Annotated in this window: 23 protein-coding genes; 8 read left to right on the plus strand and 15 right to left on the minus strand. The window is 66.3% G+C overall.

From position 1 onward, the window contains the following. Window positions 1–46: 46 nt before the first annotated feature. From BUB39_RS02880 to BUB39_RS02890, 3 genes are read right to left on the minus strand one after another with little or no spacing between them, the layout of a single operon-like run. A complete protein-coding gene (locus tag BUB39_RS02880) occupies window positions 47–283 on the minus strand; it encodes a DUF4170 domain-containing protein (RefSeq protein ID WP_073051519.1) in 237 nt (78 codons plus the stop codon). A 50-nt stretch (window positions 284–333) separates the two neighbouring features. Continuing rightward, on the minus strand, window positions 334–1158 hold the full coding sequence (locus BUB39_RS02885; protein WP_073051520.1) for a 3'(2'),5'-bisphosphate nucleotidase CysQ: 825 nt from the start codon (window positions 1156–1158) through the stop codon (window positions 334–336). Beyond that, entirely contained in the window at window positions 1145–2482 is a 1338-nt protein-coding gene (locus BUB39_RS02890) for a TldD/PmbA family protein (protein ID WP_073051521.1), read from the minus strand. Before BUB39_RS02890 ends, BUB39_RS02885 begins: the two co-directional genes overlap by 14 nt. A gap of 190 nt (window positions 2483–2672) precedes the next feature. On the opposite strand from BUB39_RS02890, the gene BUB39_RS02895 reads away from it, so the two are divergent. Then, entirely contained in the window at window positions 2673–4487 is a 1815-nt protein-coding gene (locus tag BUB39_RS02895) for a monovalent cation:proton antiporter-2 (CPA2) family protein (RefSeq protein WP_073051522.1), read from the plus strand. Between the two features lie 31 nt (window positions 4488–4518). Here BUB39_RS02895 and BUB39_RS02900 read toward each other — a convergent pair whose 3' ends face one another. The 4 genes from BUB39_RS02900 to BUB39_RS02915 form a co-directional block, all read right to left on the minus strand. Next, a complete protein-coding gene (locus tag BUB39_RS02900; RefSeq protein ID WP_073051523.1) occupies window positions 4519–5862 on the minus strand; it encodes a M16 family metallopeptidase in 1344 nt (447 codons plus the stop codon). Between the two features lie 21 nt (window positions 5863–5883). Then, window positions 5884–7281, minus strand: coding sequence for a M16 family metallopeptidase (locus BUB39_RS02905; RefSeq protein ID WP_342168767.1), 1398 nt, complete (start codon window positions 7279–7281; stop codon window positions 5884–5886). 90 nt (window positions 7282–7371) lie between these two features. Further along, window positions 7372–7935, minus strand: a complete 564-nt coding sequence (gene rsmD / locus BUB39_RS02910) for a 16S rRNA (guanine(966)-N(2))-methyltransferase RsmD (RefSeq protein ID WP_073051525.1) — start codon at window positions 7933–7935, stop codon at window positions 7372–7374. After that, window positions 7916–9658, minus strand: coding sequence for a pseudouridine synthase (locus tag BUB39_RS02915; protein ID WP_244540129.1), 1743 nt, complete (start codon window positions 9656–9658; stop codon window positions 7916–7918). Before BUB39_RS02915 ends, rsmD begins: the two co-directional genes overlap by 20 nt. 55 nt (window positions 9659–9713) lie before the next feature. Here BUB39_RS02915 and BUB39_RS02920 point away from each other — a divergent pair, with 55 nt between their 5' ends. Next, window positions 9714–10190, plus strand: coding sequence for a nucleoside deaminase (locus BUB39_RS02920; RefSeq protein WP_210187016.1), 477 nt, complete (start codon window positions 9714–9716; stop codon window positions 10188–10190). 30 nt (window positions 10191–10220) lie between these two features. On the opposite strand, the gene BUB39_RS02925 is transcribed toward BUB39_RS02920, so the two are convergent. Then, a complete protein-coding gene (locus BUB39_RS02925; protein ID WP_073051526.1) occupies window positions 10221–10589 on the minus strand; it encodes a DUF4406 domain-containing protein in 369 nt (122 codons plus the stop codon). 98 nt (window positions 10590–10687) lie between these two features. Here BUB39_RS02925 and BUB39_RS02930 point away from each other — a divergent pair, with 98 nt between their 5' ends. After that, entirely contained in the window at window positions 10688–11470 is a 783-nt protein-coding gene (locus BUB39_RS02930; protein WP_244540130.1) for a DeoR/GlpR family DNA-binding transcription regulator, read from the plus strand. Window positions 11471–11539: 69 nt separating this feature from the next. Here BUB39_RS02930 and groL read toward each other — a convergent pair whose 3' ends face one another. The 7 genes from groL to BUB39_RS02965 all read right to left on the minus strand — a co-directional run bounded on the left by groL (window position 11540) and on the right by BUB39_RS02965 (window position 18213). Next, window positions 11540–13180 (minus strand): chaperonin GroEL, encoded by a 1641-nt coding sequence (gene groL, locus BUB39_RS02935; protein ID WP_073051527.1) that lies wholly within the window; start codon window positions 13178–13180, stop codon window positions 11540–11542. Between the two features lie 59 nt (window positions 13181–13239). Further along, window positions 13240–13554 carry a co-chaperone GroES gene (gene groES, locus BUB39_RS02940; protein WP_073051528.1) on the minus strand — a complete coding sequence of 105 codons (315 nt, stop codon included), beginning with the start codon at window positions 13552–13554 and terminating at the stop codon, window positions 13240–13242. A gap of 168 nt (window positions 13555–13722) precedes the next feature. Further along, entirely contained in the window at window positions 13723–14370 is a 648-nt protein-coding gene (locus BUB39_RS02945; protein WP_073051529.1) for a lysophospholipid acyltransferase family protein, read from the minus strand. 8 nt (window positions 14371–14378) lie between these two features. Further along, window positions 14379–15365 (minus strand): phosphatidate cytidylyltransferase, encoded by a 987-nt coding sequence (locus BUB39_RS02950; RefSeq protein WP_244540131.1) that lies wholly within the window; start codon window positions 15363–15365, stop codon window positions 14379–14381. After that, the gene (locus BUB39_RS02955) at window positions 15362–15976 is read right to left on the minus strand and encodes a CDP-alcohol phosphatidyltransferase family protein (RefSeq protein ID WP_073051530.1); all 615 of its coding nucleotides are present in this window, start codon (window positions 15974–15976) and stop codon (window positions 15362–15364) included. The genes BUB39_RS02950 and BUB39_RS02955 overlap by 4 nt, the downstream gene beginning before the upstream one ends. A gap of 100 nt (window positions 15977–16076) precedes the next feature. After that, the gene (locus tag BUB39_RS02960; protein ID WP_073051531.1) at window positions 16077–16625 is read right to left on the minus strand and encodes a hypothetical protein; all 549 of its coding nucleotides are present in this window, start codon (window positions 16623–16625) and stop codon (window positions 16077–16079) included. 160 nt (window positions 16626–16785) lie between these two features. Beyond that, the gene (locus BUB39_RS02965) at window positions 16786–18213 is read right to left on the minus strand and encodes a sigma-54-dependent transcriptional regulator (protein ID WP_073051532.1); all 1428 of its coding nucleotides are present in this window, start codon (window positions 18211–18213) and stop codon (window positions 16786–16788) included. 182 nt (window positions 18214–18395) lie between these two features. Between BUB39_RS02965 and BUB39_RS02970 the strand changes: the two genes are divergently transcribed. From BUB39_RS02970 to BUB39_RS02990, 5 genes are all read left to right on the plus strand, one after another. Next, window positions 18396–19268 carry a TIGR01459 family HAD-type hydrolase gene (locus BUB39_RS02970; protein ID WP_073051533.1) on the plus strand — a complete coding sequence of 291 codons (873 nt, stop codon included), beginning with the start codon at window positions 18396–18398 and terminating at the stop codon, window positions 19266–19268. 121 nt (window positions 19269–19389) lie between these two features. Next, complete coding sequence (locus BUB39_RS02975) at window positions 19390–20400, plus strand: bifunctional riboflavin kinase/FAD synthetase (RefSeq protein ID WP_073051534.1); 1011 nt, start codon at window positions 19390–19392, stop codon at window positions 20398–20400. A gap of 102 nt (window positions 20401–20502) precedes the next feature. Beyond that, window positions 20503–21135 (plus strand): hypothetical protein, encoded by a 633-nt coding sequence (locus BUB39_RS02980; RefSeq protein ID WP_073051535.1) that lies wholly within the window; start codon window positions 20503–20505, stop codon window positions 21133–21135. A gap of 405 nt (window positions 21136–21540) precedes the next feature. After that, window positions 21541–23298 carry an ABC transporter ATP-binding protein/permease gene (locus BUB39_RS02985; RefSeq protein ID WP_084526849.1) on the plus strand — a complete coding sequence of 586 codons (1758 nt, stop codon included), beginning with the start codon at window positions 21541–21543 and terminating at the stop codon, window positions 23296–23298. Between the two features lie 145 nt (window positions 23299–23443). Beyond that, window positions 23444–23911 carry a DoxX family protein gene (locus BUB39_RS02990; RefSeq protein ID WP_084527098.1) on the plus strand — a complete coding sequence of 156 codons (468 nt, stop codon included), beginning with the start codon at window positions 23444–23446 and terminating at the stop codon, window positions 23909–23911. Window positions 23912–23929: the final 18 nt, after the last annotated feature.

Consider the following 23929-nt stretch of genomic DNA (forward strand, 5'->3'; position numbering starts at 1 on the left):
TCACCACCCGCCCGTGGTCATACGACACGGGCTCAGCAGGGACCGATCAGGCGCCCGTCGCATCGGGATCGAGCAGGCGATGCAGATGCACGATGAAATAGCGCGTCTGCGCGCTGTCGACAGTGCCCTGCGCGGCCTGCTTCCAGGCGTCATAGGCGGTCTTGTAGTCGGGATAGATGCCGACGATGTCCAGCTTTGAGAGATCGGCGAAATCGGTCGCGTCGACGGAGCTGAGCTCGCCGCCGAACACCAGATGGAGGAGCTGCTTCTTGGTCTCCGGCATCTTTGCCGATCTCCTTTCCGACAATCACATCGAAGGGTGGGGCCACCCGATCAGGAACGCCGCAGCAGCGCGGCCGCGGACTCGGCTCCGGCGATAGGTCCGGCAGCCGCAGCCGCCAGCCTCGGCGACGCCGCGATGAGCGCCGGATGACGCGGATCGGCGCGGTTATAGCGGATCGGTTCGCCTTCCGCATCGCACAGCGTTCCGCCTGCTTCGTGCACCAAAAGGTCAGCTGCCGCAAGGTCCCAGTCGCGCGCGTCGGGCGCGGCCGTCGCGATGTCCACGCGTCCGGCCGCGACGAGCGCGAGGCGATAGGCAAGCGAGGGCGTGACGCGCCGATCGGTCATCGAAAATCCTGCGCCGGAAAGCGCCCGCATATGCCGGAGAGGTCCGGCAAAGTGCAGGGCCGCGCCTTCTGCAGGACGAGAAGCGGCGATCACCGTGCCGTTCAGCCTGACGCCGCCGCCAAGCGTCGCCTCATAGAGCTCCTGCCGCGCCGGCGCGAAGAGGACGCCGACGCGCGGCCTGCCCTCCTCGACGATCCCGACCGAAACGCACCAGTCGACATTGCCTTCCATGAAGCCGCGCGTTCCATCGATCGGATCGACGACGAAGACGCGGCTGCGGCCGAGTCGCTCGGGCGTGTCGATGCTTTCCTCGGAAAGCCAGCCATAGCCGGGACGGGCCGATGTCAGCGCGGCATGCAGCGAGCGGTCGGAAGCAATATCGGCCTCGGTGACTGGCGAGTCTCCGCCCTTCGTCCAGGCGCGTGGATTGTTGCCGAAGAAGCCGAGCGCGATGTGGCCCGCCTCGACGGCCGCCGCCGAGATGAGCACGAGGTCATCAGCCAGGGAGGCGACGTCAGCTTCCGGCAATCATCATCCCCTCGATCGCGACGGTCGGCGCGTTGGCCGCATAGCGATATTCGAGGTCGTCCGCCACGACAAGCCGGCGGAACATATCCTTGAGATTGCCGGCGATGGTGATCTCGGACACCGGCTCGGCCAGCTTGCCGCCGCTGATGCGGAAGCCGCCGGCGCCACGGCTGTAATCGCCGGTGACCCCATTGGCGCCGTGACCGATGAGCTCCGTCACATAGACGCCCTCGCCGATATCGGCGAGAAGCTGGTCACGGCTGACGGAACCCGGCAGCAGCGTCAGATTGGTCGTGTGCGGACCGCCGCCGCCGCCCGAACCTCGGCCATTCGTATCGAGACCCAGTTCCCGCGCCGTGGCGCTGTCGAGCAGCCAGGTCTGCAGGACGCCATCCGCGACGAGATCGAGCGCTTCGGAAGCGACGCCCTCGCCGTCGAAGGGCCGCGAGCCGAGGCCGCGCACGCGGCGCGGATCATCGGTGATGCGGATGCCCGGCGCGAAGACCGCCGTGCCGAGCGCCGTCTGCAGGAAACTGGTCTTGCGCACGATGGCGGCGCCGTTGATGGCTCCGGCGAGATGGCCGATCAGGCTGACCGCGACGCGGGGATCATAGACGACATGGCCCCGCCCGGTCGGCAGACGGGTCGGACCCAGCCGGCGCACGGCCCGCTCCGCGGCTTCGCGGCCGATCGCCTCGGGCGCGCGGAGGTCGCTCGCATAGACCTTGGAGTCGCCGTCATAATCGCGCTCCATGCCCGTCCCTTCGCCGGCAATCGCCGTCATCGAGATGCTGCTGCGCGAGCCGAGATAGGCGCCGGAAAAGCCATGCGACGTCGCGATCACCGCGCCGGTCAGGCCCCAGCCGGCGGACGCGCCGCCCGATTTCGAGATGCCGCCAACAGCGAGTGCCGCTGCCTCGGCCGCCCGGGCACGCTCGGTGAGCGCTTCGGGATCGGGGATCGAGGGATCGATCAGATCAAGATCAGGCCAGGATTTCGCCAGCCGGTCCTGAGGCGCAAGACCCGCGAACTTGTCTTCCGGCGCGACCCGCGCCATTGCCAACGCGCGCTCGGCGAGTTCGTCCGGCGGGGCGATGCCATTGGTCGAGACGCTGGCGTGGCGCTTGCCGATGAACACGCGCAGGGCGACGTCGTCGCTTTCCGAGCGCGTGGTCTCATCGACCCTGCCGTTGCGGATATCGATCGAAAGACCGACACGGCGGACGGCAAAAGCATCGGCGGCGTCGGCCCCGGCGCGGCGGGCGGCTTCAACCAGCGCGGCGGCGCGATCGACGAGGCGGGACTGGTCCGGAAGGGCTGTCATCACGTGGTCTCCGTGTTCCCCTTCTAGTAGGCATCGCTGCGTTCTCGAACAACCCCATGCGGCAAGGCAGCGCGCGAGACCCTGGCCGAGGGGAGTGGGCCTTGGGAGAGGCGGGCCGGCGACCGGCATTCGCCTTGCATCGCGAACCGCCTCGCCCCATCGTATGACCTCACGCGACGGAGACCTTTTGATGGCTGCCGAAGTCCAGGGCGCCGACCTCGCCCAGATCGTTGTCCTGCTCGGCGCGGGAGTCGTTGCCGTCCCGATCTTCAAGCGGATCGGCCTCGGCTCGGTCATCGGCTATCTGGCCGCCGGCGTCGCCATCGGTCCGTTCGGGCTCGGCCTGTTCACCGATCCGCAGGCGATCCTGCATGTCGCCGAGCTCGGCGTCGTGATGTTCCTGTTCGTGATCGGCCTTGAAATGCGGCCATCGCGGCTCTGGGGATTGAGGCGCGAGATCTTCGGTCTAGGCCTCGCGCAGGTCGTCGCCTGCGGCACGTTGCTGACGCTGATCGGCATCGCCGTCGGATTGCCGCCCGCCGCCGCCTTCGTCGCCGGCATGGGCTTCGTGCTGACCTCGACGGCGACCGTGATGCAGCTTCTCGAGGAGCGCGGCGATACCGCATCGCCATCGGGGCAGCGCATCGTCTCGATCCTGCTGCTCGAGGATCTCGCGATCGTGCCGCTGCTGGCGATCGTCGTCCTGATCGGCCCCGCGACGAGCAGCGACGCGCATCAGCCTTTCTGGCTCTCGGCGCTGATCGCGCTCGGCTGCGTCGCCGCGCTGGTCGCCGCCGGCCGCTGGCTGCTCAATCCGATGTTCCGCATCCTCGCCGGTGCCAATGCGCGCGAGGTGATGACCGGCGCGGCGCTGCTCGTCGTGCTCGGCTCTGCGCTCGCCATGCAGTTCGGCGGCCTCTCGATGGCGATGGGCGCGTTCCTTGCTGGCGTGATGCTCTCGGAATCAAGCTTCCGCCATCAGCTGGAGGCCGATATCGAGCCGTTCCGCGGCATCCTGCTCGGGCTGTTCTTCCTTGGCGTCGGCATGTCGCTCGATCTCGGCGTGCTCGTCTCGGACTGGCACCACATCCTCGCCGCCGTCGTCGGCTACATGGTCGTCAAGGCGATCGGCATCTTCGGCATCGCCCGCCTCTTCCGCGCCAACCGCAAGGAGGCGCTGTCGCGCGCCGCCCTGATGGCGCAAGGCGGCGAGTTCGCCTTCGTGCTCTATGCCGCCGCGACGAGCGCCGGGATTATTGACGGGCGCACCAATGCGATCCTGACCGCGACCGTCATCATCTCGATGGCCCTGACGCCGCTCACCGTCATGGCGCTGAAACTGCTGCCAGAGCCGAAGCCCAATGTCGACGATCTCGACGTCGCGGACGGGCTCGAGGCGCGCGTGCTGATGATCGGCTTCGGCCGCTTCGGCCAGATCACGGCCCAATTCCTTCTGTCTGAAGGGATCGACGTGACCGCGATCGATTCCGACGCCGACATGGTGCGCAGCGCGGCGCGGTTCGGCTTCAAGGTCTATTACGGCGACGGGACGCGGTTGGACGTGCTGCGTGCGGCGGGCATCGAGCATGCCGATCTCGTGGTCGTCTGCACCGACAAGCGCGAGGCGACCGACCTGATCGTCGAGCTGATCCGCTCGGAATTCCCGCTTTCGAAGCTCTATGTCCGGTCCTACGACCGCCAGCACACCCTGAAGCTGCGCCAGCAGGGCGTCGATTTCGAGATCCGCGAGACCTACGAATCCGCCTTCACCTTCGGCATGAAATCGCTGGAAGGGCTCGGCTATGACGAAAGCCATATCGCCGATGTCGCCGAGACGATCCGCGAACGCGAGGCGGCGCGCCTCGCCATCCAGATGAGCGGCGGCAAGATCTCCTACACGGACATCCAGGGCAAGCTGAAGCCCGAGCCGCTGGTCGAACCCAAGCGGCGGGCCAAGGCGCTCAACGAAGCTGCGGAGAAGGCGACCGCCGAGGCAGCGGAGTAGCTCCGCCCCCCGGCTTAGGTTGCGGGACTGCTCAGAGCTGCGGCGGGACCTGCGTCTCGGCTGTCGCCGTCTTGGTCTTGGCCGGGCCGACGGTCGCCACCATCGTGGTGCCATCGACGAACAGGCGACGTGCCGCGCGGCGGGCGTCTTCGATCGTGATGGCTTCGATCAGGCTGTTGCGCTTCTCGACATAATCGATGCCGAGATTGTCGACCATGATGCCGAGGACCTGCCGGGCGATCTTGCTCGATGAATCGAACCGCAACGCATAGGACCCAATCATATAGCTCTTGGCCTTGGCAAGTTCGGCCTCGGTTGGGCCTTCGGCGGCGAAACGGGCGACCTCGCTCTTGATCAGGGCGATCGTCTCTGGCGCGCGGTCAGCCCGCGTTGCCGTGCCGCCGGCAAAGGCGTCGGCATGGGCGAGCGTCACCAGCGAGGTCGAGACCGTGTAGGCGAGACCGCGCTTCTCACGGACCTCGGTATAGAGGCGCGATGAGAAGGAGCCCCCGCCCAGGATGTGGTTGACCACATAGCCAGCCATGAAATCGGGATCGTCGCGCTTGATGCCCGGCCCGCCGAAGCGGATCAGCGTCTGCGGATTGGGCTGGTCGATGGCGATAATGCCGGCCTGCGGCACGATGTCGGCGACGGGCGTCAGCTTGGCGCGATCCGGCAGTGGCCCGAAGACACGCGCCAGCATCGTGCCGGCCTCCTTGGCGCTGATCGCGCCGACGATCGCGACTTTCAGATTGTCACGCGCGAAGACATGGCTGCGATAGGTTTCGAGATCGTCGCGCGAGATCGCGGCAACGCTCTCGGCCGTGCCATCGAGCGGCCGGCCATAGGGATGGTTCGGAAATGCCTTGGCACAGACGGCAAGCGTCGCGGCCGTCTGCGGATCGTTGGCGTCGCTCTTGATGCTCGCCGCGATCTGCGCCCGGATGCGCTCGACCGGTTCCTTGTCGAGGCGCGGGGTCTGGAGCGCGGCCGCGAGCAGTCCGAACGCCTCGTCGCGGTTTTCCGAAAGGGTCTTCAGATCGCCGTAGAACCCGTCGCGGCCAGCGTCAAAGCTCATATTGATCGAGCGGTCGTCGAGCGCCTTCTGGAACTCGGCGCTCGTCATCGCGCCGGCGCCCTCGTCGAGCAGGCTCGACAGCATGTTGGCGACACCCGGCTTGTCAGCCGGATCCTGCGCCGCGCCGCCGGCGAACACGAAGTCCATCGCGATCATCGGGACCGTGTAGTCCTCGACGAGCCACGCCTCGACGCCGGGGGGACCGTCGATCTTCTGGATCGACATGGCCTGACTTGCTGGAACAACCACCAGAAGGCCGATGACGGCCATGCCGAGGCGGACGAGAAGCTGGGCCATAAAGGTCGATCTCCGTTCGTATCAGCTGCGGCCTTCGGCCGGTGCGGGGGTCAGGGTACCGGTTACAGACCGGCGGGCATCGAGATAGGTCTTGGCGGCGGCCGAGATGTCCTCGACCGTGACATCGCCGATGCGCGCCGGCCAACCCTGGACGGCGTCGAGCGGCTGGCCGGTCGCGAGCGCCATGCCGATGATGCGGGCGAGCATCGCCTGACTGTCCTGGGCATAGATTGCCTGCGCGCGGGTCCGCTGCTTGGCGGTGGCGAGTTCCTCGGGCGTGACGCCGTGATCGCGGATATCGGCGATCACGCCGTCGACGGCGGTTTCGAGCTTGCTGAGCTGCACGTCGCCGCGCGGGCTGGCGAAGACGCCGAAACGGCCATAGTCGAGCGACTCGCCGCTGTAATAGGAGCCGGCCGATGTCGCGAGCCCCTGCTCGACCACCAGCGCACGATAGAGGCGGCTGGTGGTGCCGCGGCCGAGAATATCGGCGAGCACGTCCAGCGCCTCGGCCTCGCCGGGCTTGGCCGACGAATAGGACGGCACCAGATAGTTGCGCTGCCAGGATGGCTCGGTAACGCGCGGATCGGAGAGGTTCACCGTCCGCGCGGCCAGCGGCGGCGGCTCCTTCGGCCGATCGCGCTCGCCAGGTTCAGCACGGCGCGGCACCCTGCCGAAGGTCACGTCCGCGAGACGGCGCACCTCTTCCGGCGTGACGTCGCCAGCGACGACCAGGATCGCATTGTTCGGCGTATAATAATGACGGTACTGCGCCAGCGCGTCGGCGGCAGTCAGGCCCTGCATCTCGTGCATCCAGCCGATCGTGGGGATGCCGTAGTGATGGTTCTGATAGAGGGCGGCATTCATCGCCTCGCCCAGCTGCGCGCCAGGATCATTGTCGATCCGCATCCGCCGCTCTTCGAGGATGACGTCGCGCTCCGACAGAACGACCTTGTCGGGAAGCTCGAGCCCCTCCATGCGATCGGCCTCGAAGGCCATGACGGTCCCGAGCCGTTCCTTGCCGATGGTCTGGAAATAGGCGGTAGCGTCGGCCGTGGTGAAGGCATTCTCCTGGCCGCCGCCCTCTGAAACCTTGGAGGAAAACTCACCGGCCGGATGCGCCTTGGTGCCCTTGAACATCAGATGTTCAAGGAAATGGGCGATGCCGGATTTGCCAGGCGGATCGTCGGCGGCACCGATCTTGTACCAGACCATATGGGTGACGATCGGCGCACGATGATCGGGCACCACCACCACCTGCATGCCGTTATCGAGCGTGAATGTCGTCGCATCAGGCGCGATGCGGACCGGCTCACCGGCAAGCGCCACGGTCGTCGCGAAACCCGCAAGCGAGAAGGTGACGAAGAGGGCGACGAACACTCGCAGCACCGCCGAAAAGCGGCGTCGATCCGGGCTCAATCTACGCTGGTCCATCAATCCTCGACACGCGTCACCACTGCCCCCGGACACGAAGCCTAGGATAGTCTTAACGGCGAGGCGAGAAAAATATCAGCGCTGATGCGCGAATTGGAAAAACAGCAGTTGCGTGTCGCCCGCCTCGCGGCGCTCGACCAATTCCAGACCATCGACCGTGCCGATGACCACGTCGGCTGCCTCCTCCAGCACGATGAGCGCGCCGGGCGCCAGCCAATCGCCCGAGACCGCCGCCGCGAGCGCCGGCTCACCAAGGCCGCGATCATAAGGCGGATCGGCGAAGACGAGATTGAAGGGCGCCACCGTCCCGGCCGGGCCGAGCTTGGTGGCATCGCGCCGGAACAGCCGCGTGCGCCCCGTGAGGCCAAGCATCTCGATATTCTGGCGGATCAGCCCGCGCGCCTCGACGCCCTCGTCGACAAAGAGCGCATAGGCGGCGCCGCGCGACATCGCCTCGAGGCCGAGCGCGCCGGTGCCGGCAAACAGATCGAGCACGCGCGCGCCGGCGACCTTGTCGTCATAGCCATGCGCCAGGACATTGAAGAGGCTCTCGCGCAGGCGATCGGATGTCGGACGGATCGCCTGGCTCTTGGGTGCAGCCAGCGTACGGCCGCGCCATTCACCGCCGACGATTCGCACCGCCGCCTCCCGTCGAGCCGCCGCCACCTTCCGGGCCCCGCGTCTTGGGACGCCCGGGGCCGCGGGTCCCGGGCCGCTTGTCGCCTGAAGATCCAGCGCCCGGCGCAGCGCCCTTGAAACCCGGCCGCTTGCCGCGCGGCGCGTCGTCACGCGAAGGGCGTTCGCTGCGCGCCGGCTTGTCGCCACCGCGCGACGGCTTATCGTTGCGCCATGGCTTGTCGGCATAAGCGGGCTTGTCGCCATAAGAGGCGCGTTCGGCGCCAGCCGGCTTCTCGCGGCGCGGTGCCCGCTCGCTATAGGTCGGCTTTTCGCCGGCGGCGGCACGGGCGGGACGTGACGTCTGCGGCCGCTCGCTGCGCTTGGGCGCTGATCCCGTCCGCGCGGGGCGGCCGTCGACGGGCTTGCCAGCGGTCAGGCGACCCTCGCCGTGGCGCTGGGAACGCGGCCGATCCTCGCCAGAACGCGGACCGGAACGGCCGCCGGCCGGTTTTCCGGCTGGCTTGGCCTCTTCCACTTCGGGGACCGGATGCTCGAAGCGCGCCCGGCCACGCGTGCCGCGCTCGGCACGGACCGAGCCACGCGGCGGGGGCGGCGCAACGCTCTCGCTTTCGATGCGGCCGGGCCCGCGCCGGGGCCGATCGCCGCGCAGCTCGACAGCAGCCGCGGACGTCGAACGCTCGGGGCGCGCACGGCTGCCGCGCGCTGGTCGCGCCGTCTCCTCCAGCGTCGTCTCACGCATGCGCGACGCGGCGGGCTTCGGCCGCTTCAGGCGATGATCACCTTCCGGCTCGACCCGTTCGCGCCGCGGTGGGCGCTCGCGTCCACCCGGCCGCTCCTCATCGCGATCCGAGGTTTCAGCCTCCTGCTGGCGTGCGGACGAGCGCGACGGTCGGCCAGTCTCGCGTAGCGGTGCATCGAAATCGGCGCCCGACTCTTCGGCGAGCTTCTGGCCTAGCTGGTCGCGGAGCACGCGGCCCTTGATCTCGACCACCTCGCCCTCGGGCAGATCGCCAAGCTGGAACGGACCGTAGGAGATGCGGATCAGGCGGTTGACGTCGAGACCGAGATTGGCGAGCACATTCTTGACCTCGCGGTTCTTGCCCTCGCGCAGCGCCAGCGCGACCCAGGCATTGCTGCCCTGGATGCGCTCCAGCTGCGCATCGATGGCGCCGTAGAGCATGCCGTCGATCGTGACGCCGTCCTTGAGCTTGTCGAGATCGGGCTGCAGCACCTCGCCCCAGGCGCGAGCGCGATAGCGGCGCAACCAGCCGGTCGAGGGCAGTTCCAGCACACGCGCGAGGCCGCCGTCATTGGTCAGCAGCAGCAGTCCTTCGGTATTGATGTCGAGCCGGCCGACCGCGACGACGCGCGGCATGTGTTCCGGCAGCGCATCGAACACCGTCGGGCGGCCCTCGGGGTCACGCGCCGTCGTCACCAAGCCGCGCGGCTTGTGATAAAGCCAAAGGCGCGTGCGCTCACGCGCCGGCAACGGCACGCCGTCGACCGTCACCTTGTCCCTGCGACCGACATTCACGGCCGGCGTCGTCAGGACCGTTCCGTTGATCGCGACACGGCCCTCTTCGATCCAGCGTTCGGCGTCGCGGCGCGAGCAAAGCCCGGCGCGCGCAAGCACCTTGGCGATGCGATCGCCTTCCATCTCGGTGGCCGCGCTGCTCTGGCGATGGGCGGCGGCGTCGTCTATGCGTTTCTTCGGCGGCTTCATGGGTGATCACCTCGGCCGCTTCCTTAACAGAGCGCCGCCAGCGAGGCGAGACGGCATGAGCGATGAGACGGACCGGCCGGCCGGCGAAAGGACCAGCGCGCCCATGGCGGCGGCTCTCGCCGAGGCACGGCTGGCAGCCGCTCGCGGCGAAGTACCGATCGGCGCGGTGATCGTGCTCGACGGGGCGGTCATCGCCCGCGCCGGCAACCGCACGCTGGAGCTGAAGGACCCGACGGCCCATGCGGAAATGCTCGTCATCCGTGAAGCCGCCGCAAGGCTCGGCTCCGAACGCCTCATCGGCGCCGACCTCCATGTAACGCTGGAACCCTGCCCGATGTGCGCGGCTGCGATTTCCTTCGCGCGAATCCGCCGGCTCTATTATGCGGCGGCCGACCCGAAAGGGGGCGCGGTCGAAAGCGGCGTCCGCCTTTACAGCCAGCCGACCTGCCATCACGCGCCGGATGTCTATGACGGGATCGCCGCTGCCGAGGCGTCAACGCTGCTGCGCGACTTCTTCCAGCAGCGCCGATAGAAGTCGCGCCGCTGCACGAAACTGCACGAATTAGATCGACGATACGCCGCAGCCGGGCACATCCTCGATGCGGTGATAGACGCTGAGGCCACGCTCGCGCGCGATCTTCACGTCGAGATCGGCGCCCTTGGAGTCGCCGGGAAGGCGCAGAACGGCATCGCAGCGCGGCAGCAGGCGGTGCGCGACGGGATAAGCGATCTCCTCATAGATCGCGTCGCCGACGGCCTTCGAGCCGGCCACCGCCATCAGCGGCAAAGCCAGCCACTCACCGATCAAGGGAATATGTCCGGCGCGAAACAGCGGCAGGGCAGCCTCTTCGAGCTGGCGGAGATTGGCGGCCATGCGGGCAGGATCGTCCGCCGTCCCCGAACGATAGGGGCCGGCGACGAGAATGATCATGGGTTCAGTGGCGAGCGTGGATCGTGTCGACATAGGCGAAGGCTTTCTCTACACAGGATTGCACGAATGTCCGCGTTTATACGCGAACACGATATTTCGTGCAATATCGTGCAGAGGTCAATGCCATGCTGACCAGCGAACGCAAGCGCCATATTCTCGAGATCCTGAAGCGTGAAGGCCGCGTTGTCGCCAAGGCCGTCAGCCTGGAGCTCGGGCTTTCCGAGGATACGATCCGGCGCGACCTCCGCGAACTCGCCGCCGAAGGCCTGTTGCAGCGCGTGCATGGTGGCGCACTCCCGGCAAGCCCCGGCGTTGCCGATTTCGCCACGCGGCAGGCGATCGGGCTGGACGGGAAGCGGGCGATCGGACGGGCGGCGGCGGCGATGATCGAGGACGGCCAAGTCGTCATTCTCGATGGCGGCACCACGGCGCTTGAAGTGGCGCGGCATCTCCGTCCGGGACTTCGCGCGACGATCATCACCCACGCGCCGAGCACGGCCCTGGCGCTGATGCCGCATCAGGGCGTCGAAGTCATCATCATCGGTGGCCGGCTTTTTCGCCATTCAATCGTCGCGGTCGGGGCCATCGCGGCCGAGCAGATCGCGCGGATTCGGGCGGATATTTATTTCCTCGGCGTCACCGGCATTCACGCCGAGGCCGGGTTGACGACCGGCGACATCGAAGAGGCCGCGATCAAGCGGCAGCTGATGGGCCAGGCCGCCGAGACGATCGCACTGGCATCATCGGAGAAGATCGGCGCCGTCTCGCCTTTCCTCGTCGCTCCCATCACGGCGCTCGCCGGCATGATCGTCGAGAGCGGGCAGGATCGGGCGACGCTGGCGTCGTTCGCGCGCGCCGGCATCGCCGTGACGGAAGCCTGATGCGCTGCGCAAACAAAAAGGGCGCGGCTCACGCCGCGCCCTTCCTGAACTGTTGAGGGGTAGGACTTCTTAGAAGTCCATGCCGCCCATGCCGCCGCCGCCCGGCATCTGGGGAGCGCCGGAATCGCGCTTCGGCAGATCGGCGATGAGCGCCTCGGTGGTGACGATCAGCGAAGCGACCGAAGCCGCGTCCTGGAGAGCCGTACGGACGACCTTGGTCGGATCGATGATGCCGGCGAGGACCAGATCGACGAACTCTTCGTTCTGCGCGTCGAAGCCGAACGTGTCCGACTTGTTCTCGAGAACCTTGGAGACGACGATCGAACCCTCGACGCCGGAATTTTCGGCGATCTGGCGGATCGGAGCCTCAAGCGCGCGGAGCACGATCTTGATGCCGGCTTCAATGTCCGAATTGTCGGACTTCAGCTTCTCGACGGCCTTCTTGGCGCGCAGGAGAGCGGAACCGCCGCCGGGGACGATGCCCTCTTCGACAGCCGCGCGGGTCGCATTGAGCGCGTCGTCGACGCGGTCCTTGCGCTCCTTGACTTCGACTTCCGTCGAGCCGCCGACGCGGATCACCGCGACGCCGCCAGCGAGCTTGGCGAGACGCTCCTGCAGCTTCTCACGGTCGTAGTCCGAGGAGGTCTCCTCGATCTGCGCCTTGATCTGTGCAACGCGACCTTCGATTTCCTTCTTCTTGCCATTGCCGTCGACGATGGTCGTGTTCTCCTTGGAGATCGTGACCTTCTTCGCGCGGCCGAGCATGGCAAGCGTGACGTTCTCGAGCTTGATGCCGAGGTCTTCCGAGATCACCTGGCCAGCGGTGAGGATCGCGATGTCCTCAAGCATGGCCTTGCGGCGATCGCCGAAGCCCGGAGCCTTGACGGCTGCGACCTTGAGGCCGCCACGGAGCTTGTTGACGACGAGCGTGGCCAGAGCCTCGCCTTCGACGTCTTCCGAGATGATCAGGAGCGGCTTGCCCGACTGAACGACAGCCTCGAGCACCGGCAGGATCGACTGCAGGTTCGAGAGCTTCTTCTCGTGCAGGAGGATGTACGGATCATCGAGTTCCGTGACCATCTTCTCAGCATTGGTGATAAAGTAGGGCGAGAGGTAGCCGCGGTCGAACTGCATGCCCTCGACGACTTCGAGCTCGGTCTCGGCGGTCTTGGCTTCCTCGACGGTGATGACACCCTCGTTGCCGACCTTCTGCATCGCCGAAGCGATCATCTGGCCGATTTCCTTCTCGCCATTGGCGGAGATGGTGCCGACCTGAGCGACTTCTTCCGAAGTCTTGATCTTCTTCGAGCGCTTCTCGAGATCCTTGACGGCCTCGGTCACGGCGAGATCGATGCCGCGCTTCAGGTCCATCGGATTCATGCCGGCCGCAACGGCCTTGGCGCCTTCCTTGACGATCGACTGGGCGAGAACCGTCGCCGTGGTCGTGCCGTCACCGGCCTTGTCGTTGGTCTTCGAGGCGACTTCGCGCAGCAGCTGCGCGCCGAGGTTCTCGAACTTGTCCTCGAGCTCGATCTCCTTGGCGACGGAAACGCCGTCCTTGGTGATGCGGGGCGCGCCGAACGACTTCTCGATCACGACATTGCGGCCCTTCGGACCCAGCGTGACCTTGACGGCGTTGGCGAGGATGTCGACGCCGCGCAGCAGCTTTTCGCGCGCATCGGCGGAGAACTTTACTTCTTTAGCAGCCATGTGGCCTGCTCCCTTGTTATGCTAACTGGACAATAAAAAACCGCGTGAAGGGATGTCCCTTACGCGGCCTTCTTGCCGGCAGCCTTGGTCTCGATCACGCCAAGAATGTCAGACTCCTTCATGATCAGGAGATCTTCGCCGTCGATCTTGACTTCCGTGCCCGACCACTTGCCGAACAGGATGCGATCGCCAGCCTTGACGTCGAGAGCGACCAGCTTGCCGGCCTCGTCACGGGCACCCGGGCCGACGGCGACGACTTCGCCTTCCTGCGGCTTTTCCTTGGCGGTGTCCGGGATAATGATGCCGCCCTTGGTCTTCTCTTCGCCTTCAAGGCGACGGACGACGACGCGGTCATGCAGAGGACGGAAACCCATCGTAATCTTCTCCTCGCGTGAAACTTCCGCTGAACGCGGAACTTCAGATGAACTGGGCTGTTAGCACTCCCGATAGGCGAGTGCCAACGTGCGCAGTCGATCTAGGTCGCGGGGACAGAGATGTCAAGGCGCGCGCCTCGAGGGACCGCGCATTTTTGTTCGCCGCACTCACACCCATTCAGGGTTTGGCGTCTCGGCGGCGAGCTCGTCGACGGTCTTTTCGAGCCGCTGCATGAAGCCTTCGCCTGCGCCCTGCATCGGCGCGCCGATGACGATGTCGCAGAAGAATGGGACAGGAAGATGATCGCCCTTCGGCAGCACGCGGCCGAAGCCGCGCAGGAACACCGGCAACACCGGAACATCCGGCCGTCGGCGGGCTATATAGCCGATGCCGCGCTTGAAAGCCTGGCGGAGTTCAGGTTCGCCGCGTGACCCTTCGGGAAAGATAATCAGGATCTCGCCGCGGTCGAGCGCTTCGAGCGCGCCCGCCAGCGGATCCTTGCCGCCCTTCGTGGCGCCGCGCTCGACAGGGATGATCCCAAGCAGGTCAAGCGCGAACCATTTCAGGAAGCGGTTCTGCAGGAAATAGTCGGCCGCTGCCACGGCATGCACGCGGCGCAGCTGCCGCAGCGGGAAGAGCGCCATCAGGGCCAGCGTATCGAGATGGCTGTTATGGTTGGCCGCAATGATGAGCGGTCCCTTCTTCGGCAGCCGCTCGCGATGGCGCACGGCAAGGCCGATCGCGACGAGCAGGAACGGCCTGACGACAAGCGCGAAGAACAGCAGGCGGAGCAGCGAACGGAGATGGAGGCGCATGCTCTCGCTCAGAAATAGAAGTAGCGGATGGTGTGGAAGAACAGCGGCGCCGTGAAGACGAGGCTGTCGATGCGGTCGAGAATGCCGCCATGGCCGGGCAGCATGGTGCCTGTGTCCTTGATGCCGAGGTCGCGCTTCATCGCCGACATGACGATGTCGCCGAAGAAGCCGGCGACGGCCAGCAGCGCTCCGATCGCGGCGCCGGCCGGCATCGTGATCGGCGTCAGCTGCGGCGCGAGTACAGCTGAAAGCAGGACGGTCGCGACGAGACCGCCGACGAAGCCTTCGACGGTCTTATTGGGCGAAACCTTCGGCGTGATCTTATGGCGGCCAAACCTGCGCCCGCACATGAATTGCGCGACATCGTTGAACTCGGTCGCGATGATGAGAAAGACGAGCAGGCCGGCGCCGGTCCCCTCCGGCGAGCCCGGCGGCGGCACCGCGAGCAGATAGGCAGCATGGCTGAGCGCAAATACCGCGATCATCAGCCCCCAATGCAACGTTCCCGCTGCCTTCAGGAAACCGCTGGTCTCGCCGCGCAGCACGAGGGCACCCGGCAGGATCAGGAACATGTAGACGGGTACGAAGATCACGAACATGCCGTACCAAGCCGTGCCAACCCAATAATACTGGATGGGCACAGCCAGATAGGCGATGAGCAGCACGACGCGATCGGCGCGGCGCGTCGGAATGATGGTCAGATACTCCTTGAGCGCCAGATAGCTCACAAAGGCGAAGAGGACAACCATCGCGGTTCGCCCGATCAGGAGAGCGGCGACGAGGATCGTCACCATCACCCACCAGGAACGGATCCGCGCCTTCAGCTCGCGCCGCTTCGCGGCTGCCGCATCGTCAGCCGGACGCCGCAGACGCACGAACACCGACGCGAAAACGAGACCGGCCAGAATGATGGCAATCGTGGCGGCGAGCGCGGGCGGAAGGCCGCGCCCGGCCAGGACGTCGACGACCATCTGGCCGACATTTGCGCCGCTCATGGGGTTTCTCCGAGGCTGGCCCGCGCGCGGCGGACGGACGTCCATATCGCGAGAAGCGCCAGCAGGGTCATGACCACATCCAGCCAGACGCCGCCGCGGACGCCTAAGGCGATAATGAACGTGACGAAGCCGATGGCGGCGGCGCGATCCGACTTGCCCATCGGACCGTCATAGCGCCGCTGCCCGCCGATCGTCAGACCGAGCACGCCGGTGAACTCAGTCAGCACGGCTGCGAAGACGAAGACGATGATCGGCGCAGCGGTTGCTCCAAAGGGCGCCAGAGCCGGCACCAGGGCGAGATAGAGCGCGCCGTCGGAGACCACGTCGCCGATCTCGTTCAGCAGCGCGCCAAGCCGAGACTTCTGCCCATGCTCGCGCGCCAGCATGCCGTCGATGGCATTCAGCGCCATGCGCAGGAAGAGAACCAGCGGCATCAGCAAGAGGCTGGCGCGGCTGCCGGCCAGCAGCGCGAGGGCCGCGCCGGCCGCGAGGCTGAGCAGCGCCGCGGCGATCGTGACCTGATTGGCAATGATTCCCAGCCGTGCGAGTTGGCGCACCAGAGGACGCAGCAGCGCCTGGAAACGCGGCTTCAGATCATAGACGCTTGCCATGAAAGCTCCCGATGGTTCCCGGGACAGCCGGCGGACGCACGTCTCCACCATGGCTGCCGGTGGGGCGCAGTGAGCGGCGTCACAGGCAGCTCTGTCGTTGTCAGGAAATCGTCAGCGGAAGCTCGATCGGCGCCGACTTGCCGGTGGCCTCGTCGGTGACCGTCAGGATCAGCTTGTAAGGTCCCGGCTTCAGCGCGGGCAGGTCGAAGGTCACCGTGATATGGAAATCGCGGCTCTTGCTGCGGCTGGTTTTTTCCAGAACGGCCGGGGACGCCGACTTGGCGAGGATGAGCCCCTTATCGCTGCGGATCTCGATCGAGGTCCGGAACGTGACAGTCTCGCCCTCCGTGACCTCCTTCCAGCCGAAGCCGACCGGCTCGACATAAATCTTCAGTTCCGAACTCGGCGCAAAGGCGGCGTTCGCCCGGGGCTGGAATTCACCAAAGCCGGTCACGCTGTCGACGAACAGCGCCTTGCGGAACGAAAGCGGCGCGGCCTTCCAGAACGCCTCCACCGATGCGTCGAGCGCGTCGATCGCCTCGGCCATCTTGCCCTCGCCGAGCAGCGTTTCCGCCTCGCTCGCCTTGCTGGCGACCTCACCGGCCGTCGCAACCACTCCCGACAGGGCGAGCGCAAACGCGCTTGCCACCGCAATCCCGGAAAGCCGGGACGCCCTTGACCTCATGACCCCACCCCTCGCAAGGCGCAAAAACGCGCCCGAAATCAGTCCCTTCCGGCGGAACATGCAGCTCCGGCGAGCGCGGTGCAAGCCTTTCGGTGGCTGAGCATCGGCGGCAGAAGATGCTGCTTCAGGCCGTCCGCTTTTCCTGCCAGGCCTGGCGCTTGCGGTAGATCGTCGAGGGGCTGATCTCAAGCGCCGCGGCGGCACGCGCGATATTGCCCGCAAAGGCGCCGACAGCGCTCTCGATGATCGAACGCTCCTGTTCCCAGAAGGGCATGATCGGTTCGACGCTTTGGCGCTCCGGACCCGGGACCTCCGCCATCCGTACCGGCTGAGCGGCGCTGCGGATGGTTGCCGGCAGCATCGCGGCCGTAACCTCGCCGCCGTGATTCAGCACCACTGTGCGGCGGATGGCGTTCTGCAGCTCGCGGACATTGCCCGGCCAGGGATGGCAGATCAGGCGCTCGGCGGCGTCTGCCGCAAAGCCGCGGAACGAGCGCCCTTCCTCGGCTGCATAGCGCGCAAGGAAGGCGCTGGCGAGCAGGAGGATGTCCTGCCCGCGCTCGCGGAGCGGGGGCATATGGATCGGCAGGACATGCAGCCGGTAGAACAGATCCTCGCGGAATCGCCCGGCCGCGATCTCGGCAAAGGGATCGCGGTTGGTAGCACTGACGATCCGCACATCGACGCGGCGGACGGCGGCGTCGCCAACCCGCTGCACCGTGCCGCTTTGGATGAAGCGCAGCAGCTTGGCCTGCAGGCCGAGATCCATTTCGCCGATCTCGTCGAGAAACAGCGTGCCGCCGTCGGCGAGCTCGGCCGCGCCGGCCCGCGTCTCGGTGGCGCCGGTAAAGGCGCCGCGCACATGGCCGAAGATCTCGCTTTCCATGAGATCTTTCGGGATGGCGCCGCAATTGATGGCGATGAAGGGCTTGGCGCCGCGCCCGGAGCGGGCATGCAGCGCCTCGGCGCAGACTTCCTTGCCGGTGCCGCTCTCCCCCGTGATGAAGACCGGCGCACGCGACGGCGCGATGCGCTCGATCTGTTCGAACACGGTGAGCATGGCCGGGGAGCGGCCGACGAAATTCTCAAAGCCCTGGCGCTGCGGCAAGCCAGCGGCCGCAGGTTGCACCTTCGCAGGCGTCCCGGGCTCGGGCGAAGCAGTGGTGTCCCAGGCTTTGATGGCTGCCTCGAGACGCTCGATGAGCGCGGCGGCGCCGAACGGCTTCTGGAGATAGTCGACAGCGCCGGCGCGCATCGCGGCAACAGCCGTGTTCAGCGAGCCGCGCGCGCTGGTCGCGATGACACGCGACGATCCTTCGGAAAAGACAGTCAGGGCCTCGGCGCCGCCCACGGTTTCGAGATCGGCGAGCACGACGGCGCGCTTGTCGCGGGCGAGGATGCCGATCGCCTCGGCCCGCGTCGCGAATGCCACAGGCGCCGCGATCGCGCCGGACAGCATGCTTGCGTGGCCGGCCGCAATCCGGCGCTGCACCGGATCGGCATCGACGATCACAATCTGGACGGGCCCTTGCGAGCCGCCGACAAACCCCATTTCAGGAAGACCCCTCTTCCGACGCGGCATTCCCGCTGTCGAGATCGAGACTGGCAGGACAGGGTAAACAAAGAGTTCCACAAACACGTTGCGTTGCAGCATTATTGCTGCATTGCATTATCACGCTGGAAGCCTGCGCGTTGCGCTTGACCCTCGAACTGCAAACCAATAGGCGCTTGCGCATGGCCAATTATTCCGCACCCGGCCCCATATCGGGTCTCGCTGCACTGGCGCCGCGTTATGACGCGGTGCTTTGCGATGTCTGGGGCGTCCTGCACAACGGCGTGGCGTCCTTCCCGCCGGCCCGCGCCGCCCTCGCGGCCTTCCGCGCCGCAGGCGGAACGGTCGTTCTCATTACCAATGCGCCGAGGACGAGCCCCTTCATCGTCGAGCAGATCGCTGAGCTCGGCGTTCCCGCGGCGTCCTATGACGCGATCGTCACCTCGGGCGACGTGACACGCGAACTCCTCGCAGCAAAGGCCCCGGCCCGGCTGCGCCATATCGGCCCGGAACAGCATTTGTCGCTCTATGAGGGCCTCGACCTGCCGCTTGCGAGCGTCGATGAGGCCGAGATTGTCTCCTGCACCGGCCTTCGCGACGATATTCATGAGACGCCCGAAGACTATGAGGCGGAACTCGCCGCGCTCGCGGCGCGCGGGCTGCCGATGATCTGCGCCAATCCAGACATCGTCGTCGAACGCGGTCATCAGTTGGTCTATTGCGCCGGCGCCTTGGCAGCACGCTATGACGCGCTCGGCGGATCGACGTCCGTTGCCGGCAAGCCGCACCCACCGATTTACGACGCCGCACTTGAGCGCGTCGCCGCGATTCGCAGCGGCCCGATCGCCCTCGACCGCGTCCTCGCGATCGGCGACGGCGCGCCGACCGACCTCGCCGGGGCTTACCGACACGGGATCGACGTGCTGTTCGTCACCGGCGGCATCCATTCCGGCCATTTCGGCCCGGCGGACGCACCCGACACGGCTGCGGTGCACCGGTTTCTCGAGGACGAAGGCCTCGGAGCCACGGCCTTCCTACCGAGCCTTGTCTGGTAGTGGCTGCCCTGATGATACGCCCCCGCCGCCTTGACGGATGCGTGCCGAGCGGCCAGTTTCCGCTGCGCACGGCTCTGTTGAGAGCGCCGGCCCTTTTACTCACGATTTCCACAACGGACCGATGCTGACGGCGGCTCCCCTCATTCCGCTTGACGATGTCCCTGCCCTTCTGCGCGGCTCGGCGCTCGCCATCGGCAATTTCGACGGCATGCATCGCGGACATCACGCGCTGTTCACCGCCAGTCGGACCGAAGCGGATGCGCGCGGCACGGCGGCGCTGATGCTGACCTTCGAGCCGCATCCGCGCACGGTGCTGCGGCCCGGCGAACAGCTGTTCCGCCTGACGCCGCTTGAGGCCAAGGCAAGGCTGGCCGGCGCCTTCGGGCTCGACGGCGTGGTGGTCGCCCGATTCGACGCCGAATTCGCGAAGGTCAGCGCCGAGGAATTCGTCGCCGAAGTGCTGGTGAAACGGCTTGGCATCAGCACGGTCGTTGTCGGGCACGACTTCCAGTTCGGGCATGACCGGCAGGGCTCGCCAGGCTTCCTCATGAGTGCGGGCGAGCGATATGGATTCTCGACCTCCGTCGTCGGAGCCGTGACCGATGACTTCGGCGCGCCCTTCTCGGCGAGCCGCATCCGCCAGTTTCTCGAACAGGGCGATATCGCGCTCGCGAATAGCGAGCTTGGCTATCGCTGGTTCGTCGTCGGTTCCGTCCAGCATGGCGACAAGCGCGGGCGCGAACTCGGCTATCCGACCGCCAATATCCGCCTGCCCGCCGATTGCGGCCTGGCGCTGGGCGTCTATGCGGTGACGCTGACGCGCGCGGACGGCACGGTGCTTCCGGGCGTCGCAAGCTATGGCCGCCGGCCGACCTTCGACAATGGCGCCGTGATCCTCGAAGTGCATGTCTTCGATTTCGCCGACGATCTCTATGGCGAGGACGTCGCGGTCACGTTCCATGCGTTCCTGCGCGGCGAGGAACGCTTCGCATCGATCGAGGCGCTCATCGCGCAGATGGACCTTGATTCGCTGGCCTCGCGGGCCATTCTTGCCGCCGCCGGACCAGGCTCGGCCATCGATCTGCGCCTTGCCGGCAGCAGCGATGTTGCCGAGGGAGAAACGATCGCTTAGAAACGGCCGCACACGCGTGCCGGAATTTCGCCGGTTTCATCGTCTTAAACTGCGGCGATCATGCTGCGTCCACCGCCGGGCGCCGAGGAGTAACCCGTCGACATGCTCGCATTCAGCATACCGCGTCTTGCCGCCCTGCCGGCTATCAGCATCCTTGCCGGCCTCGTCGCCGCCTGTTCAGGCACGACCTATGGCACCGGCGTTTCGCCCGAGCAGCAGACGGTGACCGACCTGATGGGCATCGCAAGCCTTGGCGGCAACAAGACGCCGCCGATCGACTATCGCCCGCGCGGCAATGTCGTGGCTCCGCCCAATGCGAGCGCGCTGCCCGTGCCTGGCTCGGGCGCAACCAGCGTTGCCGTGGCTTCGGTCGAATCGGATCCGAACTGGCCCAAGGATCCCGACGTCGATGCGCAGCAGCGCAAGGCCGCGAAGCAGGCCTCGTTCGGCCAGCCGTCGCCCAACTTCGTCCTGCCAGCCGGTCAGACCTCGATCGGCAACGCCCAGGCGAGCGCCAATGCCTATGACGCGCAGCGTCGCGCCGAGGGCAAGAAGGCCTGGGACGAAATGCACAAGAGCAAGCGCGGCTCCGTCGACGCCAACGGCAATCCGGTCCGCAAATATCTGACCGAGCCGCCGACGGCCTATCGCGAGCCCGATCCGAACTCGCCGATGTCGGATCCGCCGAAGGCGAAGATGAAGAAATTCGACATCACCAAGCTCTGGCCGTTCTAGGCCGGAGCGACATTCGGCCGACGCAAGGCCAGTGGTCACTTGCTCGCTCTTCTGTCATCGCCGGGCTTGACCCGGCAATCCAGCGTTCCCTCCCCGTATTGCGCGGGCATGGCCGGGTCGCTCATTCAATAGAGCCGGTCGTCCACCCGTCCCCTCCCTGCGGCGGTACATCAGGCCACCGAAGGGCTGGATTGCCGGGTCAAACCCGGCAATGACGGCAGATGGAACGGGGCGACTGCTCCGCGCCGTCACGTCCCCCTGCCCAGCGATCGACAATTAGTCGCAGAGGCAGCAAGCGGTCATCGTCGCGCGGACGCACCTGTCATCTTCCGGTAATGTTCCGGCAAGCACGCCGACAGGCGGCATTCAGCATAGTCCGCCGGCCTGTCCTGATCGGAGACGAGAATGAATCTGTCCGGCATTCGCAATGACTTGAAGACAGTCGCGCGGCTCGCCATCCCGTATTTCCGCTCGGACAAGAAACGGTTCGCGATCGGGATGCTCGTGGTCGTGATCGGCCTGCAGTTGTTTGGCGTCTGGCTTAATGTCCAGTACAACACCTGGAATAACGACTTCTACAACGCGGTGCAGAAGAAGGACTGGGCCGAATTCGTCCACCAGATGTTCTTCGTCTTCTCGTGGATCGCGGCGCTCAGCATCCTTTCCGGCACGTACAAGACCTATCTGAGGCAGTGGCTGCAGATCCGGTGGCGCGAGTGGATGGTCGCGCAGTATATCGGCCGCTGGATGGCCGAAGCCAGGCACTATCGCCTGCGCCTTTCCGGCAACCCGTCCGACAACCCGGACCAGCGCATTGCCGAGGACACTCAGCAGTTCGTGGATCTCACGCTGCAGATCGGCGTCGCCATTCTGGGGCAGATCGTCCAGCTCGTCTCCTTCATCTTCATCCTGTGGCGTCTTTCGGGAGATCAGCCGCTGCTCCTGTTCGGGCAGAGCTATCACATTCCCGGCTATCTGGTCTGGGCAGCGCTGATCTACTCGATCATCGGCACCTTCCTTGCTCACTGGATCGGCCGGGCGCTGGTCAAGATCAACTTCATGCAGCAGCGCTACGAGGCGGATTTCCGGTTCGCGCTGGTGCGCGACCGCGAGAACGGCGAGGAAATCGCGCTTCTCCGTGGCGAACCGGCCGAGCGCGCGCAGCTCGGCGGGCGCTTCCAGAACGTCGTCGGCAATTTCTTCCAAATGATGCTCCGCCAGAAATGGCTGAACTTCTATCAAAGCGGCTTTGGCCAGCTCGCCATCATCTTCCCGTTCTTCGTCGTGGGGCCGGTTTATTTCACGACCGACATGGAACTAGGTCGCCTGATGCAGATCGCACAGGCCTTCGGCATCGTTCAGGCTGCGCTGTCCTTCTTCGTCGACAACTACGACACGATGGCTGTCTGGAAGGCGGTCGTCGATCGTCTCGACGGCTTCGATCGGTCGCTCGTCACCGTGGAGGCAGAGGCCGAACAAGGCCCGAAGCTTGCCCGCGACAACAGTGCCACCAGCCTCGCGATCGAGAATCTCGTGGTGCGCCTGCCAGATGGCCGCCCGGTCGTCGAAGTGCCCGAATTGCTGCTTCAGCCGCGCGAGAGCGTGCTGGTTACCGGCCCCTCGGGCTCGGGCAAGACAAGCCTCTTCCGCGCACTTGGCGGCATCTGGCCGTTCGGCGGCGGCGGCGTGCACATCCCCGCTGATGCCGACCTGCTCATCCTGCCGCAGAACGCCTATATGCCGCTCGGAACGCTCCGCGCCGCGCTCGCTTATCCGCGCGAGCCCGAGGCGATCTCCGATGCGGAGGTTGCCGACGTGCTCGGCGCTGTCGGCCTCGGCAAGCTTGCGGCCGAGATCGACGAGCCGGCCAACTGGGGCAACCGGCTTTCGGGCGGCGAGCAGCAGCGAATCGCGATCGCCCGCGCGCTTCTGGCCAAGCCTGACTGGCTGCTGCTCGACGAGGCGACCAGCGCTCTCGACGAGGCCGGCGAGGCCGACATCTACAGGCTCATCGCCCATCGCCTGCCGGACGCAACCGTCGTCTCGATCGGACACCGCTCCAGCCTCGTGCCGCTGCATCAGCGCTTCCTGCGCCTCGCCGGGGCAGAGGACGGCATGCACCGACTGGTCGAGGACGCCGCGCCGGCCGCGCTCCCCGCCTGATCCTGCTGGACGCCTTGCGGTCTCCCTCACAAGGGATCACGAGGTCGTCCACTAAAGTTGAACAGTGTGTAGTTGTGCGGGCAGTTTTCAGAGACAATGAAAATGCTGTAGACAGCGGTCATATTCACCCTGCGGAGTGCATCCCTTGACCGATCTTTCCAGCCAGAAGCTCATTGTGCCCGCCCTTGGCGGCCTCTATTCCCGTGCCACCCCGGTGTTCGAGGCGCTGCTGCGCGTCGCCGTCGGCCTCTGGATGGTGCCGCATGGCGCCCAGAAGCTGTTCGGCCTCTTCGGCGGCGGCGGCATCAGCGGCACCGCGGGCTTCTTCAGCCAGATCGGCCTCGAGCCGGCTGTGCCGCTCGTCATTCTCGCCGGCCTCGGCGAATTCGTCGGCGGCCTGCTGCTCGCCATCGGCCTGTTCACCCGCCCGGCAGCTGTCGCGACGACCATCGTTCTCGCGGTTGCGGTCATGAGCGTCCATATCGGCAATGGCTTCTTCGCCCAGGCCGGCGGCTTCGAATATCCGGCGCTCTGGTTCTTCGCCTCGCTCTATTTCGTGTTCCGCGGCGCCAACCAGTATTCGGTCGACGCCAAGCTCGGCCGCGCCTTCTGAGCCTTCGCGCTTCAGCAC

Origin of the sequence: Kaistia soli DSM 19436 (assembly GCF_900129325.1) — a bacterium.
In the GTDB taxonomy this organism is placed as follows: domain Bacteria; phylum Pseudomonadota; class Alphaproteobacteria; order Rhizobiales; family Kaistiaceae; genus Kaistia; species Kaistia soli.

Excerpts from the sequence above, each read along its gene's own strand:
- BUB39_RS02880 (WP_073051519.1), bottom strand. The coding sequence starts at position 283 with ATGCCGGAGACCAAGAAGCAGCTCCTCCATCTGGTGTTCGGCGGCGAG.
- BUB39_RS02890 (WP_073051521.1), bottom strand. The coding sequence starts at position 2,482 with ATGACAGCCCTTCCGGACCAGTCCCGCCTCGTCGATCGCGCCGCCGCG.
- BUB39_RS02895 (WP_073051522.1), top strand. The coding sequence starts at position 2,673 with ATGGCTGCCGAAGTCCAGGGCGCCGACCTCGCCCAGATCGTTGTCCTG.
- BUB39_RS02900 (WP_073051523.1), bottom strand. The coding sequence starts at position 5,862 with ATGGCCCAGCTTCTCGTCCGCCTCGGCATGGCCGTCATCGGCCTTCTG.
- BUB39_RS02915 (WP_244540129.1), bottom strand. The coding sequence starts at position 9,658 with ATGAAGCCGCCGAAGAAACGCATAGACGACGCCGCCGCCCATCGCCAG.
- BUB39_RS02920 (WP_210187016.1), top strand. The coding sequence starts at position 9,714 with ATGAGCGATGAGACGGACCGGCCGGCCGGCGAAAGGACCAGCGCGCCC.
- BUB39_RS02925 (WP_073051526.1), bottom strand. The coding sequence starts at position 10,589 with ATGATCATTCTCGTCGCCGGCCCCTATCGTTCGGGGACGGCGGACGAT.
- groL (WP_073051527.1), bottom strand. The coding sequence starts at position 13,180 with ATGGCTGCTAAAGAAGTAAAGTTCTCCGCCGATGCGCGCGAAAAGCTG.
- groES (WP_073051528.1), bottom strand. The coding sequence starts at position 13,554 with ATGGGTTTCCGTCCTCTGCATGACCGCGTCGTCGTCCGTCGCCTTGAA.
- BUB39_RS02945 (WP_073051529.1), bottom strand. The coding sequence starts at position 14,370 with ATGCGCCTCCATCTCCGTTCGCTGCTCCGCCTGCTGTTCTTCGCGCTT.
- BUB39_RS02950 (WP_244540131.1), bottom strand. The coding sequence starts at position 15,365 with ATGAGCGGCGCAAATGTCGGCCAGATGGTCGTCGACGTCCTGGCCGGG.
- BUB39_RS02955 (WP_073051530.1), bottom strand. The coding sequence starts at position 15,976 with ATGGCAAGCGTCTATGATCTGAAGCCGCGTTTCCAGGCGCTGCTGCGT.
- BUB39_RS02965 (WP_073051532.1), bottom strand. The coding sequence starts at position 18,213 with ATGGGGTTTGTCGGCGGCTCGCAAGGGCCCGTCCAGATTGTGATCGTC.
- BUB39_RS02970 (WP_073051533.1), top strand. The coding sequence starts at position 18,396 with ATGGCCAATTATTCCGCACCCGGCCCCATATCGGGTCTCGCTGCACTG.
- BUB39_RS02975 (WP_073051534.1), top strand. The coding sequence starts at position 19,390 with ATGCTGACGGCGGCTCCCCTCATTCCGCTTGACGATGTCCCTGCCCTT.
- BUB39_RS02980 (WP_073051535.1), top strand. The coding sequence starts at position 20,503 with ATGCTCGCATTCAGCATACCGCGTCTTGCCGCCCTGCCGGCTATCAGC.
- BUB39_RS02985 (WP_084526849.1), top strand. The coding sequence starts at position 21,541 with ATGAATCTGTCCGGCATTCGCAATGACTTGAAGACAGTCGCGCGGCTC.